17 protein-coding genes and 1 other annotated feature are annotated in these 14567 nt (G+C 38.9%); of the genes, 2 read left to right on the top strand and 15 right to left on the bottom strand.

Translation table 11 applies throughout. The features are described from left to right. Positions 1–7: 7 nt before the first annotated feature. On the bottom strand, positions 8–1027 hold the full coding sequence (locus tag QFX10_RS07040; RefSeq protein WP_280605546.1) for a Gfo/Idh/MocA family protein: 1020 nt from the start codon (positions 1025–1027) through the stop codon (positions 8–10). Positions 1028–1509: 482 nt separating this feature from the next. Here QFX10_RS07040 and QFX10_RS07035 point away from each other — a divergent pair, with 482 nt between their 5' ends. Next, positions 1510–1857, top strand: coding sequence for a DUF4828 domain-containing protein (locus QFX10_RS07035; RefSeq protein ID WP_280605545.1), 348 nt, complete (start codon positions 1510–1512; stop codon positions 1855–1857). A 178-nt stretch (positions 1858–2035) separates the two neighbouring features. Next, on the top strand, positions 2036–3703 hold the full coding sequence (locus tag QFX10_RS07030; protein ID WP_280605405.1) for an IS1182 family transposase: 1668 nt from the start codon (positions 2036–2038) through the stop codon (positions 3701–3703). 36 nt (positions 3704–3739) lie between these two features. Here the strand turns inward: QFX10_RS07030 and QFX10_RS07025 are convergent, their stop codons facing one another. The 14 genes from QFX10_RS07025 to QFX10_RS06960 form a co-directional block, all read right to left on the bottom strand. After that, positions 3740–4051, bottom strand: a complete 312-nt coding sequence (locus QFX10_RS07025) for a nucleoside triphosphate pyrophosphohydrolase family protein (protein WP_280605544.1) — start codon at positions 4049–4051, stop codon at positions 3740–3742. A 7-nt stretch (positions 4052–4058) separates the two neighbouring features. After that, entirely contained in the window at positions 4059–4883 is an 825-nt protein-coding gene (locus QFX10_RS07020) for a DNA/RNA non-specific endonuclease (protein WP_280605543.1), read from the bottom strand. Positions 4884–4960: 77 nt separating this feature from the next. After that, entirely contained in the window at positions 4961–5968 is a 1008-nt protein-coding gene (gene asnA, locus QFX10_RS07015; RefSeq protein WP_280605542.1) for an aspartate--ammonia ligase, read from the bottom strand. Between the two features lie 62 nt (positions 5969–6030). Further along, on the bottom strand, positions 6031–6477 hold the full coding sequence (locus tag QFX10_RS07010; protein WP_280605541.1) for a GNAT family N-acetyltransferase: 447 nt from the start codon (positions 6475–6477) through the stop codon (positions 6031–6033). Positions 6478–6609: 132 nt separating this feature from the next. Then, the gene (locus QFX10_RS07005; RefSeq protein ID WP_280607252.1) at positions 6610–6876 is read right to left on the bottom strand and encodes a Na+-transporting malonate decarboxylase, carboxybiotin decarboxylase subunit, madB; all 267 of its coding nucleotides are present in this window, start codon (positions 6874–6876) and stop codon (positions 6610–6612) included. 121 nt (positions 6877–6997) lie between these two features. Beyond that, the gene (locus tag QFX10_RS07000) at positions 6998–8212 is read right to left on the bottom strand and encodes an NAD(P)H-dependent oxidoreductase (protein ID WP_280605540.1); all 1215 of its coding nucleotides are present in this window, start codon (positions 8210–8212) and stop codon (positions 6998–7000) included. An 18-nt stretch (positions 8213–8230) separates the two neighbouring features. Then, complete coding sequence (locus tag QFX10_RS06995) at positions 8231–8836, bottom strand: NADPH-dependent FMN reductase (protein ID WP_280607251.1); 606 nt, start codon at positions 8834–8836, stop codon at positions 8231–8233. A 171-nt stretch (positions 8837–9007) separates the two neighbouring features. Beyond that, positions 9008–10354 (bottom strand): branched-chain amino acid transport system II carrier protein, encoded by a 1347-nt coding sequence (gene brnQ / locus QFX10_RS06990; protein WP_280605539.1) that lies wholly within the window; start codon positions 10352–10354, stop codon positions 9008–9010. Positions 10355–10443: 89 nt separating this feature from the next. Further along, positions 10444–10699 (bottom strand) — a binding site (T-box leader). A 159-nt stretch (positions 10700–10858) separates the two neighbouring features. Further along, on the bottom strand, positions 10859–11056 hold the full coding sequence (locus tag QFX10_RS06985) for a hypothetical protein (protein WP_280605538.1): 198 nt from the start codon (positions 11054–11056) through the stop codon (positions 10859–10861). Continuing rightward, positions 11014–11460, bottom strand: a complete 447-nt coding sequence (locus tag QFX10_RS06980; RefSeq protein ID WP_280605537.1) for a flavodoxin family protein — start codon at positions 11458–11460, stop codon at positions 11014–11016. Before QFX10_RS06980 ends, QFX10_RS06985 begins: the two co-directional genes overlap by 43 nt. Positions 11461–11473: 13 nt before the next feature. Continuing rightward, positions 11474–12469 (bottom strand): alpha/beta hydrolase, encoded by a 996-nt coding sequence (locus QFX10_RS06975; RefSeq protein WP_280605536.1) that lies wholly within the window; start codon positions 12467–12469, stop codon positions 11474–11476. Between the two features lies 1 nt (position 12470). Beyond that, entirely contained in the window at positions 12471–12917 is a 447-nt protein-coding gene (locus QFX10_RS06970) for a flavodoxin family protein (RefSeq protein WP_280605535.1), read from the bottom strand. 85 nt (positions 12918–13002) lie between these two features. Continuing rightward, positions 13003–13440, bottom strand: coding sequence for a MerR family transcriptional regulator (locus QFX10_RS06965; protein WP_280605534.1), 438 nt, complete (start codon positions 13438–13440; stop codon positions 13003–13005). A 116-nt stretch (positions 13441–13556) separates the two neighbouring features. Beyond that, the gene (locus QFX10_RS06960; RefSeq protein ID WP_280605533.1) at positions 13557–14549 is read right to left on the bottom strand and encodes an aldo/keto reductase; all 993 of its coding nucleotides are present in this window, start codon (positions 14547–14549) and stop codon (positions 13557–13559) included. Positions 14550–14567: the final 18 nt, after the last annotated feature.

The raw sequence follows: 14567 nt of genomic DNA, 5'->3' as shown, positions 1-14567 counted from the left end.
ACTAGTTTTAAAACTCACGATCGGCTTTAAAGACGATCTGAGCACTCTTTCGTAATTCGTATAGTACTTGATTAACTTCAACGGCAAGTGCTAGCCAGTCTTGTTGTATCTGCTTATTTTCTAGTGAACCAGGATCACGTAAAAGTTTAGCAAAAGCCTTAGCTTCAGCGATCATCGGATTTTGTTCCTCAGGTTCGACTGATAATATTGTAACATTTCCAGCGCCATCGACCAATTCCACTTTTTTAAGTTCAGCGGCATTGTCTAATAAAAGGGTCTCCTTTTCACCATAGATCTCACCTGGCAAGTAAGAATTGGCGGTTTTACCGATATTTAAAACGACTTCAAAATCTTCAAAATCTTCATAACTCAAAATAGCAGTTCCCGAACCGTCGATCCCATTTCGCAATTTGACTGGATAATAGTTGACTTCACCTGGAAAACCAAACCAACTCAAGGCATCGTAGACTAGATACACACCTAGATCTTGTAAAGCTCCTCCTGAAAAATCTAAAGAAAAGATGTTAGGCTCTGCACCAGCTAAAAATTCAGCATAGCGGGAAGAATACTTTTTATAGGTCAAATTTGCACCTTGTTTGACTTTAAGATCTTTGAGCTTTTGTTTGATCAAAGCAAAATTCTTACTATGGATATGCCTTGCAGCTTCAAAGTAAAAGATCTCTGAATTTTGACGCAAGAGCTTGACTAAATGCTTCATCTCTGTCGGGTTAGAGCAAGCAGGTTTTTCAACGATGACGTGTTTTCCGGCTTTGATCGCTTGGACAGATTGCTCATAATGGAGACTATTTGGCGAAGCAATATAAACAACATCAAATTTCCCTTCATTAAAAAAGCGGTCTAGATCATCAAAATATTCGATCGGAGTCAGATACTTACTTCCAAAGGCTTGCGCTGTTGATATTTTCCGCGAATAAATACTGGTCAAATGAAATTCTCCAGTTGCTTCGGCTGCTAAAATAAATTGGTCTGTGATCCAATTTGTTCCGATAACACCTAATTTTAACATAGCTCATTAAACCCCTTTCACAGTTCTTTTCTAAATTATAACAGACCTTTACGCTCAAAAACTAACAAAAGCTTTTGCAAACAAGCAAGGCTGACCCAGCAAAATAGTTACAGCTAGGTGACAAAATGACCATTATATTTCATTTTGATAGAACTGCGCTTTTTAACTACTGTTCAACTATAAATCGTGGTATATTATACTCAATGAGAAAACTAAATTTAAGGTAGACCAATGAGCGATTTTTGAACGAAAACGATATCAATAATATCAAGAAGGCAAAGTAACGCTAAGAAATAGTCAGTCACATTGCTGTTATTTTTAATATTTGAGCTATATCGACGTTGTAAAGGATATTTTAACTAGATATAAGTATACCAAATCAGCGATCTTCTTAATTTAAAACATTGATCAAAATAAACAAGAAAGGAAAAACTACCGCACTTTTTACATCTATCGGAAGTGAGATAGTCAAGGGTTAAAGGATGAAGCAAAATGGTTGGCTTAATAATTTAAGCCAGACGCTATTCAGTCATGTGATCAAGCTAAAAAAACAAAAGGCTATACAAGTTGCATTACCGTCAATATATATTGGAACTTGGCGGTTTACAGATGAACTCAGTAAACGGAAACACTCTTTAGAGATCACACCTGATTTGCACATCCTGATCGACCATCGTGAGTTAGCCGGTCAAGTTCAGATATTAACTGAAAAAGAACTAGTTTTTTTAGATGGTTATGGCTACCAACTTAGGATCGATGCGGTCGATGGTCAACCGATCAGCGTTTATGATGAAGCTGACAACCGAGTCTATGAACTCGAACACACCTAAAGACATGTTTTTTGTGTCTATTTGATAAAAGCAAACCTAACTAAAGAAGGGGCTGGGAAAAAACTCAGTTCTAATAAAGAAAGAGGCTCACGTCGAATTTTTTCAACGTGAGCCTTTTCATATGATCGATCTCTTGCTAATATTAAGTTGTCCAAAAATAATAAAGGAGAGACCTACCATGTATAAAAATTATAACACATCTGAATTAGAATTGGATATCACTTATTCAATGAAATTACCTGCTGATCATATTGCTGTTTTGATCAGTCATTTTGTTGATTCGATCCCCCAAGATATTCTTTTAGAGGACACTTCACATACCGGTCGTCCAGCTTTTCATCCAGCTATGCTTTTAAAAATGACTTTATTTGCTTACCATGAATCCGTCTTTTCTGGTAGAAAGATCGCTAAATTGAATCAATACTATCTTCCAATGATGTGGTTAAGCGGAAATACTTCTGTTAGTTATAAGACTATCAATAACTTCCGGTCAAGTGATCATGCTAAAGAAATCATCGAAAAAGCCTTTGTGCTGTTTACCTTGCTTCTATCTAAAAATGGTATGTTAGATGCCGATGAAGCTTTATTTATTGATGGTACTAAATTAGAAGCTGATGCTAATCGCTATAGTTTTACCTGGAAAAATGCTTCTGATAAGTTTGAAAAGTCGCTTGATGAAAGAGTAGCTAAGACCTATGACGAGCTGATCCAACACCAAGTTGATATCGCTATTTCAAAAGATATGCTGGGGTCCAGTGATGCGATAAAGGAGCTTATTAAGGGGACCGATCTTAAATTAGATGCGATTGAAGAAGATATCGCTACTGAACCTAAAGTCATAAAAGGTGGTTCAAAAAATAAGCGAGCTCGTCGAAGACTAAAAAGCATCAAACGCAAACTCCAAACTGATCTTCTGCCAAGAAAAGAAAGATACGAACGTAATAGGAAGATCTTTCAGGGACGAAATAGCTTCTCAAAAACAGATAATGACGCTACTTTTATGCGTTTAAAGGAAGATCATATGAAAAATGGGCAACTAAAGCCTGCTTACAATTTACAGATCGCGACTAGCGGTCGCTTTGTCCTACATTATGATATATTTCCTAACCCAACGGACACACGGACATTAGTGCCATTTTTAAAATCTTTTACTAACTTAGAACTATTCAAATATATAGTGGCGGACGCTGGATATGGGAATGAAGCTAACTATCAGGCTGTTACTGATATGTTTGAAAAAATTCCCTTGATGCCCTATCCAATGTATCAAAAAGAACAGAGTCGCAAATACAAAAAAGATCCACGCAATATCAAAAATTGGACATATCATGCAGAAGATGATTATTATACAGATCCTGACGGTGTAGTATTTAAGTTTCAAAGATACAGTTCAAGTGTGGACAAATATGGATTCAAAAGAAACTTTAAAGTTTACGTAGCTGATGTTTTCCAGGCCACTAAAGAACTTGAAAACTTAGCTAAGACACCTAAGGGCTATCAGCGAACTAAAGCCATAAATTATAACTGGGAATTTTTTAAAAATAGTGCCGCAGAAGACCTTTCAAGTGAAAAGGGTTCAAAGATCTACGCGAGAAGACGTACAGATGTTGAAACCATTTTCGGAGATATGAAGGGTAATTTTGGCGTACGCCGAGTACATGTTAGAGGAGAGAAAGCAGTTCGAAATGAGATCGGACTGATACTTTTGACGATCAATATATCAAAATTATGGCACCTATTCAAAGAAATAGGGGGAGGATTTTTGAAAAAACGATCCGAAAACAAGCATAAAAGAAAAATACCTGATCAAATTTCTCAAAAACGAGATTTGATCAGGTATTTTTAGTTCAGGCTAGTAGTTTTTTCCCAGCCCCTTCTTTAGTTATTTTCGTAGTGAATTTTCTTTATCTTCTAGAAAGTGCTGCACACACTCTTCTAGGTTAAGCCCAGTTCGTTCAGCCAGCGTTGCGAGCCACCAAACTGATTCTCCGATCTTATAAGCTAATTCATCATCACTTGTTTTAGGCCAACGTCCTTCATGATCCATCGTCAGCCGTCCGACAAGGGCTGCATCAGTCATAAATGCCAGCGCGTCTTCTTCTACGCTCCAAGCAGAGCCGTGATGTTTTTCTTCTAAAGCGCGGTAAAGTTTGCGGATCGCTTTTGCACGTTTTTCTACTTCACTTAATTCCATTATGGGATCACCCCTTTGTTACTTGTCCAGTCATATAGTTGATCTTTAAGCCTTTTTGTACATTTGGGATAAAGACATTGTATTCTAAACTACCATCACTAGCTTTCGCTTCTATGTGAGCGCCTGCTGGAACTAAAGCATTTCCATCATAAATATTTGTAACGCGGTAACGCACTGTTTTATTTTTATCTAAAGCTTTACGAACTAAACTTTCATAATAGTTTTGCCCTGTTGAATAACGTGCATTGGCTTCATTGGCCCAGGCAGTTTGAGTCGCGATATTTTTAGGGTTGCTCTCGCTAGCATCAAAACCTCTAATATTCCCAACAAGAGCGTAACCTAGCAAGTGTCCCCGATCATAGGCGTGATTATACGTTCCAGACAGGCCGGTAACTTGCTTGAAACCTTGAGGACGCCAACTAGTCGAACCATTGTTGGTCTGTTCTCGACTCTTATATTGGCGTGTCGTTTTATTTAAAAGCGCGTTAGCAACTGTCGGTCGTTGCAATTGATCGACTGTATTAGTCGCATACGGTGCACTGGATACTTTAGCCTTCAGTTTTGTTTTATCATTATTGATGATAAAAGCTCCGTGTTGGTTCCATTTGATATTTTGCTCGCCCCCAAGTTGTTTGACGACTGTGGGTGTTAAAACTGAACGAGCCAGCTGTTCTGAAGGCGTGCTCTCTTTGAGCGTCCCTTGACTACTGCTCGAACGATAGTAATGCGTTCTGCGACTAGCAAGCGTCTCACTTTGGACTGTCGTTGGCGCTAACGTGCCTCCAAGCACAAAGAGTGCCGCTAAGCTCAACAATATCTTTTTTAACTTCATTTTTCTAAGTCTATTTTATCCTTTCTTATTCGACTAAAAAACGGCCGACAGATCGCTCTATCAGTCGTTCAAAACTATTATAAAATATTGATGTTATGTTGGCGACACTTTTCGACCATCTCTTTTGGCCAAATACTTGCTTGCACTTCACCAACATGGGCCTTACCTAATAAGAGCATACACAAACGTGATTGTCCGATCCCACCACCGATCGTGTAGGGCAACTCCTTACTTAGGATCATCTTATGGTATGGTAACTCTTTACGATCAAGCGCATCTGCTTTAGCTAGCTGTGAAGCCATCGAATCTTCATCTACGCGGATCCCCATGCTGGAAAGTTCCAGACGGCAATCTAGTGGTTCATACCAGAATAAAATATCACCGTTCAATTTCCAATCATCATAATCCGGCGCCCGTCCATCATGTTTTTGACCGCTCTTTAACTTATCTCCGATCTGCATCAAAAAAACAGCACCGTATTCTTTACAGATCGCATCTTCACGCTCTTCTGGTGTCAGCTCTGGGTAACGATCCTCTAACTCTTGGGTCGTAATAAAAAAGATATCGTCGGGTAATTTGTTAACTGCTTGAGGATATTTATACCAAACTTCATTTTCCATATGTTTGATCACTTTAAAGATCCGGCGCACAGTATCTTCTAAAGTCTTCATGTTACGCTCATCTTTAGCAATAACTTTTTCCCAGTCCCATTGATCAACATAACTAGAATGATAATTATCTAATTCTTCATCTTTTCTGATCGCGTTCATATTTGTATAAAGACCTTCATGGAGGTCAAAATCATATTGCTTGAGCGCCATCCGTTTCCATTTAGCTAAAGAATGGACAACTTCAATGGTATCTCCAGGGAGACTTTCCATCGTAAAAGACACAGGTGTCTCATAGCCATTCAAATTATCATTTAACCCCGAGCTCTTTTCTAAATACATTGGCGCTGAAACACGAGTCAATCCAAGCTCTTTGCCAAATTCATCTTGAAACGTCTCACGAATATAGCGGATCGCTTCTTGCGTTTGCTTGACATCAAGCTTTGGATCATAATCTTTTGGAATAATAAGATCCATAAATGTCATCCTTTCTTAATTAATTATCTTAATTTTACATTAAAATTTAGAAATTGCAATGCTTATTTAAAGTCGACAGCTTCATTGGACGTCCAACGCATCAAATATTCTTTTTCTTTGACAGTTTTATCAAACTCGGTTTTTATGATCTTAAAGTCTTCGCGTTGATAAAAAGCTACCGCACGTTCATTTTTTTGGTAAACATTGAGCGTTAACATCGTACTATTTTCCTTAGCCTGTGCGATCAACTTGTGCCCAACACCTTGGCTACGTGCAGTACTTTTTACAAAGATCCCAGCGATATAGTTATCCATTATGCCGATAAACCCTAGGGGCTGATCTTTTACATCAGTTGCTACATATATCGTTGCCTTAGGAAGATCGCTTTTGACTTGTGCCAAATTCTCATACCAATACTCTTTAGCAACAAACGGATGGGCTTCTAAATTACTTGTCAACCAAATATCTAAAATACTCTCTAGCTCTGTTTCGTGCATCTTTCTGATCATGATCTACCATCTCTTTTTTAATTTTATTTTAACAAGTAAAAAAGCTCTCTAAAATTAGAGAGCTGCTAAAAGTTCGCTCAAAGTAAGCTACGATCTGTGCCCTACTTTCAAAGGACTTTTAACGTAATTAATTTAAGCTTTTTTTGGTTTTGTAAAGGCTAAATAACCACAAGCACCAACTGCTAAAAAACTAAAGAAAAGTGCAAAGATCACATTTCCTCGTGCAGCCATCGTGACGACTAATGTTGCAAATAAACTACCGATCGTCACTAAAAGAGCGGTACGCTGTAATTTAGATAATTCATGAAATTTATCTTTAAAACTGATAGCAAGTAATAACGAACCAGCAAACGCCCCTAAACCAAAGAATACGTGTAAAACGATAAAGAGCATCTCCATTTTTTTCACCACCTTTCACCTCTTAAATATAACAGAAGCCCCTTTCAAAACTCAACCATTCCGCATTGTACACAACAAAAAAACCATGGCACTTCAAATGCCATAGTTTTTTATCAGCTGCTTAATGTTCAGAAGCGCCTGTATTGGCGTCTAATGTCGCTTCAGTTGGGGTCGCTTGCGATGCGCTAGTTGCTACATCTGGCGTCATTGAAGCTTTACCACCAACTAAGCGTTGACCTGTTTCTTTTAAATACCAATCTAGCCATGGTTTAAAGTTAAAGACCAATTCATTGATCCCCGCGTACGAGCCATCTGGGTAATACATCGCTTGATAATGGTGGGTGTTGATGATATTTTCAGGCGAACCTGGTACAAGAGTCCGAACATATTCTTGGTTACCGTTACGCAATGTTCCAACGACCCACTCAACATTTTTCATGCGTTTTGGTGGTAAAGAATTATGGACTGTCGACAAGCGACTTCCTGATTGACTTGGGACCCGCTTAGCCAACATTGCATCTGGATCTTGATGTGCATTATTGTAATACAAGAATTGGTTGTTATCATCGGCATATGTCAGTTCAAACGGCATCGAGCGTAAGAACATATTGATCTGATCAACTGTCAAGATCCCATGATCTAATTTAACATACGTATCACCTGAAACTGCATTTTTCAAAGCAGCTACTTTTTCGACCCATTCTGGATCATCTGGATCGACTTCTGTAACTGTCGTTTTGATCGGATGATTACAATCAAGATCTTCTTCTTCGATCGGTCTTGGTTTCTTCAAGCCTTTGACAACATCGACATATTTGATGAAATTATTCAAACATGTTCCTAAAAAAGCTACCGTTTCTTTACTCTTGATATTTCCTTGATCATCAAAAGCCTCTTTAGCTTTACCAAGTAAAAATTCATTTCCAGGCAAAACATACGCATTTACCCCTGGCGCATCCAAAATATTTCGCAAGTGTAGTTGAGCTCTTGATGTCCCTTGATCATAATAGGAAGCACCCATGATCATCACTGGTTTATTTTCAAAAGGATGAACTTTATATGAGAGCCATTCGAGGACACTCTTTAGCGCAGTCGTTGTCGTATGATTATGCTCAGGTGTCGCAATGATCACACCGTCAGCGCGCGTGATCTTATTATTTAAAAGACGTAACTGAAAACTATCTTCCCAATTTTTATCTTGATTAAATAATGGTACTTCATCGATCTCTAAGATCTCAAGCTCAAACGTATCTTTAAAGTGTTTTCTGACAAATTCTAATAATTTTCGATTATATGATACTTCAGAATTAGAACCAACGATCCCAACAAATTTCATTTTTCATCTTCCCTTCCATCAAAGCTTTTCCCAATCAAAATCTTGGGCTTCTTTATGCAATAGATCTTGAGCATTTGAAAGTTTTTCTGCGATCTTGACAAAAAGACAGAAATCTTCAAATAGGGCATCTAATTTTTGAACAGTCCCCAGATCAAGCAAGTTATTGTCAGCATCAAAAGCTTGTAAAGAATGGGGTAAGAGAAATTCTGACCCTGGCATAACATTGGCTTTTAATTCAGGCGCATCTAAGATCTGACGTAACTGAGCTTGTGCGCGTGAAGAACCAAGTTGTCCATACGATGCGCCAGTGATCATCACTGGTTTATTTAAAAGTGGAGTGATCCCATATGATAACCAGGCTAGCGCATTCATTAACGCAGCAGGGACTGCATGATCGTATTCTGGAGTAGCAATGATCACGCCATCAGCTGCCTCGATTTTTTGGGCGATCTCTAAAACCGATCCAGGTAGCTTTTTATCAGTAGGTTTATTAAAGAGTGGTAGATCTTTGATCTCGACCAATTCGATCTCAGCTTTATCAGCAAAATGTTTTTGCATATAGACTAGCAAGTTACGGTTGGTCGACTTTTTTGAATTCGTCCCCACGATCCCAATAAGTTTCACGACATAATTCCTCACTTTCTTCACATCTCTTCATCTCTTTGCTTTTATTATAACCAATTTTGCCTATCTTGTTGAGAAATTTTAAACAAAATAATTATATATAACAGTTCTACATTTCAATATATGCGCACTAAAAAATAAAGCTCGGCCTCCGAGCTTTATCATTTAATTTTAATGTAATTTTCGTCTGTAGTGCAGTAATATTCCAATTCCTAAGCCAAATAAGCTAAACGGAAGCCACGCAAAGCCTAATTCAAAAAGTGGCAGATATTTATCTGCAAAAGCGATCAACGTCTGCACAAAAGGTGTTTTGTGCAAAAGCGGTGGTAAAGTTTTTAGCATATCAAACAACGCAGGGATCAAAGTCAAAAATGTCGTCAGACGATAGACTAAAACATCAGCGTGAAAAAGAGGTGCTAGTAAACTCAAGCAGATCAAGGAAATTGCTAGCGGATATAAAAACATCAAAACAGGTAACGACCACGCAATGATCTGATCAAGCCCTAAATTTGCAAAAATAAAAGAGAGGGCACAATTTGCAGCTAAAAATGTCTTATACGAGATCTTAGGAAAACGACTATGAAAATCTTGCGCAAAAGCGATAACTAATCCCATTGCAGTCGTCAAACAACCAACGGTCGCCATCGTTGCTAATAAAGCGTCCCCTAATGTTCCCAAATAGTGATGTGCGATCTGAGCTAAAGTCGTTCCTCCATTTTCCGCTAATTTAAATTGATTTAGCGAAGTTGCACCTAAAAAGATCAAAGCCAGATAAACGAGCGCGATCCCAAACATTCCTAGCGCCCCCGCTCTAGCAGTTGCTAATGAGATCTTCTTTTGCTCTTTTACGCCCATTAATTGGATCGCAGTAATGATCGTGATCCCAAAAGCTAAAGCAGCTAAAGCATCCATCGTATTGTAGCCTTCTAAAAAACCATTGGTAAACGCGTTACTTACGTAAGCATTTGTTGCTTTATTAGCAAATGAACTACCTAAAGGATCAAGGGCTGCCAAAAAGAAAATGATCAATAAAAGTCCTAAAAATAGAGGATTTAGTAATTTACCGATCGCACTCAAAATATTACTTTGGCGTACTGAGAACGCATAAACGACTAAAAAGAAGATCCCCGAGTAAAGTGCTAGCCAAAATGAACTGTTTTGCGTCGAAATATAAGGCGCGATCCCCATCGCAAACGGAACGGTTGCCGTTCTTGGTGTAGCAAATAATGGACCTAACGTTGCATGGATCAAGATCAAAAAGAAAAGTGCATACCAATGACCGACTGGACGGGCAAGATCATAGATCCCTGTACTTCTAGTCACACTTAGCGCTAAGATCGCAAGTAACGGGATACAAACGCCTGAGATCAAAAAACCTACAGCGGCCAACAGCCAATTCTGTCCCGCTAACTGTCCTAGATGAACAGGAAAGATCAAATTGCCAGCCCCAAAAAACATCCCAAAGATCAAAGAAGCAATGATCAAATAATCTTTTGTGTGTAATTTTCTATTTTTCATTATAAAAATCTCCTCAAAATTTTAATTTTAGAGATCTTAGCTAAGATTCGATATTTTCCTGTAATAAAAAAACGTCCTTCCAGCCTAGCCGAAAGGACGCCAATTAGCGTGTTACCACCTTTGATTTATAGATATATCACTATATCTACCTTACCCCGTACTACCTAAGATCTAGGTAAGACGTTGGCGCGATAAAGGGCGCTCCCTTCCAAAACTTCGCTAATCGGCGTCGCATTGACCACTCAAAGACTACTTTCACTTATTTCTGAACCTATCCCCTTGCACCAATTAGGACTCGCTTAAAAGTTCATCTAAATAAGTTACTCCTCTTATCAACGTGTTTAGATCACATTCAAATATTTATCTATTATCTTAGCGAACAATATTAAAAAAGTCAACACAAATTTTAATTTTAAAATTGAGATGTTATTCAAAGTGCTCATCTCAGTTTATTGAGCGAACAGACTAAAAAAGACTACCACACAGTAGTCTTTTTTAACCAAATTATTTGCCGATCATTTTGCTATGCAAGCGCGTCACTTGTTTATCATTCTGTGCGATCCCGACAAAATTTAATTTAAAACGCCGTGCGATCCGGTCAAAGGTACCATAAGTCGAATTGATCGCTTTACTTTGATCTTGATCTGAACCTTGGACGATCAGATAAAGATCAGCACCTTTGAGATCATTATTGATCTGCATATGATCTGCATATGATCTACGAAAGTTTTTAAATATCCCGACATATTTGACCAGTAAACTGGTGTCCCGATCACGATCACATCGGCGTCTTTTAGCTGTCCCCAAATTTTAGGAAAATCGCCTTCTCCTTGACCTAATTGTGGAATATCATACTCTGAAAGATCGATCTGCGTGTACGAGCGATCCCCAAAAAGCTTTTTAGCCATTTTTGACGTCGTTCCATCGGCATTCATGCTCGCATTGATAAAAACACGTTTTTCGTTTTTCTTAGTGTGCTTAGGTGCCGTATAATTTTTAGCAGCCGTAACTGACGTCGTTTGCAAAGTAAAATCAGGAGTGATATTTCCAAGTACAAGCCCTAGAAGTAAAGCAACGATCAGTGGAAAAAATTTGACCTTTTTCATTTCCCCGCACCTTTTATAATTTTTCGCCAAAGAAAGTAACTAATTTTTCACCTTCTTCATCAACATATGGATGTTTCCAATAAGTTTCGATGTGCGTTGCTCCGTGAAGTTCATAGAGCTCTTTATCAGCCGTTCCAGTTGCTTTATCAAAAACAGCTTTAGTCATATAGTACGTATCAGCGTCAACACTTGCGATCATTAATAACGGTTGGTCGATCAATTCAACACGATCTTCAGCATCAAAAGCCATCAATTTGAGCAAACTACTTGTCGTATACCGACTAGTTGAGTTTGGATGAAAATGTGTCATCCCATAATATACCGTGCCATCACGATACAACCCTGCTGGGATCTGTTCTAATTGTTCTTCCGTCAATTTTACTGGTTCAGTCAATAATTCGCCAATGTATTCGACCTTTTCGCCACTTTTTTCTTTCGTCCGAGCTTCTGAAGCTTGACGTAACCGTTCGCCGATCGTCTCGAGCTGACTATCTTGGAAACCATTGCGACGTACACGACCACTATTGAACATGCTGATCGTTGCGACAGCTTTGATCCGTTTATCTGTCTTGGAAGCGGCGATCGTGTAACCACCACCGCCACAGATCCCTAAAGACCCGATCCGGGTCGGATCAACACCTGGAAAACGCTCTAAAAAGTCGACCATGGCTGAGATATCTTCGATCCGATATGCTGGATCATCGGTATTGCGTGGCATCCCACTACTTGCCCCTTGATAAGCAGCATCAGCGGCGATCGCAATAAACCCATTTTCTGCTAATTTTTGCGCAAAGAGCCCCGCCACTTGTTCTTTGACCCCGCCATTAGGATGCGCCACAGTTACAGCTGGATATAACTTTTCAAGATCTTGGCCATAATCTGCTGGCGTATAAACGTTAGCAGCAATCGTTACTCCATTAGCATGATATTTTACAGGATGCAGATTGACTTCACCCAATTTGTTTTCTGTTAAAGCACCTTCATAAACTAAACCAAATTTATTTTCCATCTTAAAAATCTCCCATTTCGATATATTGCATCTGTGCAACTTTTGCAAATCGTTTGACGATGGCTTTAGTCGGCTTGATCGTATCACTTGGAGCAGCCCCTTGGACAAATACCGCCACTTTTTTCCCAGCCAAGGCTGTTGGATCAGCTTGTTGTGAAAGTCGTTCTAATAAAACTTTCAAGTAGCCACTCATTGCGTGCCAGTAAACTGGTGTCCCTAAAATGATCGTATCTGCTTCTTTAAGTTTTGCTAAAACTTCATTGAATTGATCATCGGCATAATTTTGCCCGATCTGATAGATCTTATAGTTGACTAGATCAAGTTGAGAAAAATCTTTTCCGCTAAGCAATCGTTGTCCGATTCGATGCGTGTTTCCCTGCGCATGTTCACTTGCATTGACAAAAACGATCTTGCCATCTAACAAATCATTCTTTTTAAGCCAACTCATCTTACCATTTCCTTTCAACAGCTTAACTATAACCGTTAGAGTATGCTCTAACGCAAGAGGAAAATGTAATTTTTAGCATCGAAATTTATTGTTGTTCTGTGTGCTTTATTTTTAAAAGTCGTTCAAGCATCTGCTCCCGTTCATCTGTACAAACAGCCAATGACCCTTGCCTTTTAGCTTCTTTATAAAAATATAATTTACTTTCGATCGTCTCTAAAGCTTGTTCTAAGACTTTGATCTGCGCTTTGACTTTTTTCTTTTGCGCTAACATGATCTGTGCACGCTCGTCGACCGAAGCAAATCCTTCTTTGATCAACGCTAAGTAATGCTTGATTTCTTTTAACGGCATTCCCGTTTGTTTTAGGCGGTAGATCGTATTTAATGTTAAAAGATCTGACTCACTAAACTCACGTACCCCTTGTTCATTCCGCTTCACAAATTCTAAAAGACCGATCTTTTCGTAATAACGCAACGTGTGCGGACTGATCCCCATTAATTCACTGACTTCTTTGATATTATACATTGCTATTCCCACTTTACTATTGAGTCTCTAACAGTATTTTACTCAATTTTTTTAGCTAGTGAAGTGATACGATAAAAAAACTAGCTATCCATGACCAATAGCTAGTTTCATATAATTTATTTCATGATCTGCGTAACTGTTTGATCTTGATCAAGTGCCCCAACGATCGGATGTGGTATATAAGGCTCTTCCAAGTAGGCAAGATCATTTCCAGTCAGATGAACATCTAAAGCTTTGACTGCATCAGTATAGTTTCTTGCCTTAGTCCCCCCAATGATCGGTGCCGTAACGCCTTTGGCCCATTGCCAGGCAAGTGCGATCTGCGCCATCGAAACTTCATACTTTTGTGCTAGTTCATGAACACGGGCGACGATCTTTAGATCTTGTTCTTCAGTTTTATCATATTTTCCTTGAGCGACTTTATCGGTTTGACCGCGTAAAGACGTCGATCCCCAAGTTGGTCGCGCTAAATGTCCAGCTGCTAAAGGACTGTATGGCATCAAAGAAACATCCATTTGTCGACAAAGTGGGATCAATTCACGTTCATCTTCGCGATAAAGCAAGTTATAGTGGTTTTCCATCGTCTCAAAACGTGCCCAATTATTGTCACGAGCTACCAACTGCATGTTATAGAATTGATAACCATACATCGCAGAAGCACCTAAAGCTCTGACTTTCCCGGCTTTGACAAGTTCATTTAAAGCTTCCATCGTCTCTACAATCGGAGTTTGATGATCAAAGCGGTGGATCAAATATAGATCTAAATAATCAGTCCCTAAACGCTTTAATGTTCCATCGATCTCACGGTGGATCGCTTCTTTTGAGAGGCGTCCTGGATTGAAATAAACTTTTGAAGCGATCACGACTTTATCACGCGCGATATTTTCCTTGAGCGCTTTTCCTAAATACTCTTCACTTGTACCAGCCGAATAAACATTAGCGGTATCAAAAAAGTTGATCCCCAGATCAAGTGCATGTTTGATAACTTTTTTACTCTCACTTTCATCTAAAGTCCAATCATGCATCGTTTTTGCTTTGCCAAAACTCATACAACCAACACAAAGTTTTGAAACTTCGATCGCAGTTTTTCCCAACGTTGTATATTCCATTGCTATCTTCCCTTCGTC

Origin of the sequence: Ligilactobacillus faecis, from assembly GCF_029889745.1 — a bacterium.
GTDB lineage: Bacteria > Bacillota > Bacilli > Lactobacillales > Lactobacillaceae > Ligilactobacillus > Ligilactobacillus faecis.
The sequence above is the reverse complement of the archived record's forward strand: the minus strand, read 5'-3'. Positions and strand labels throughout refer to the sequence as shown.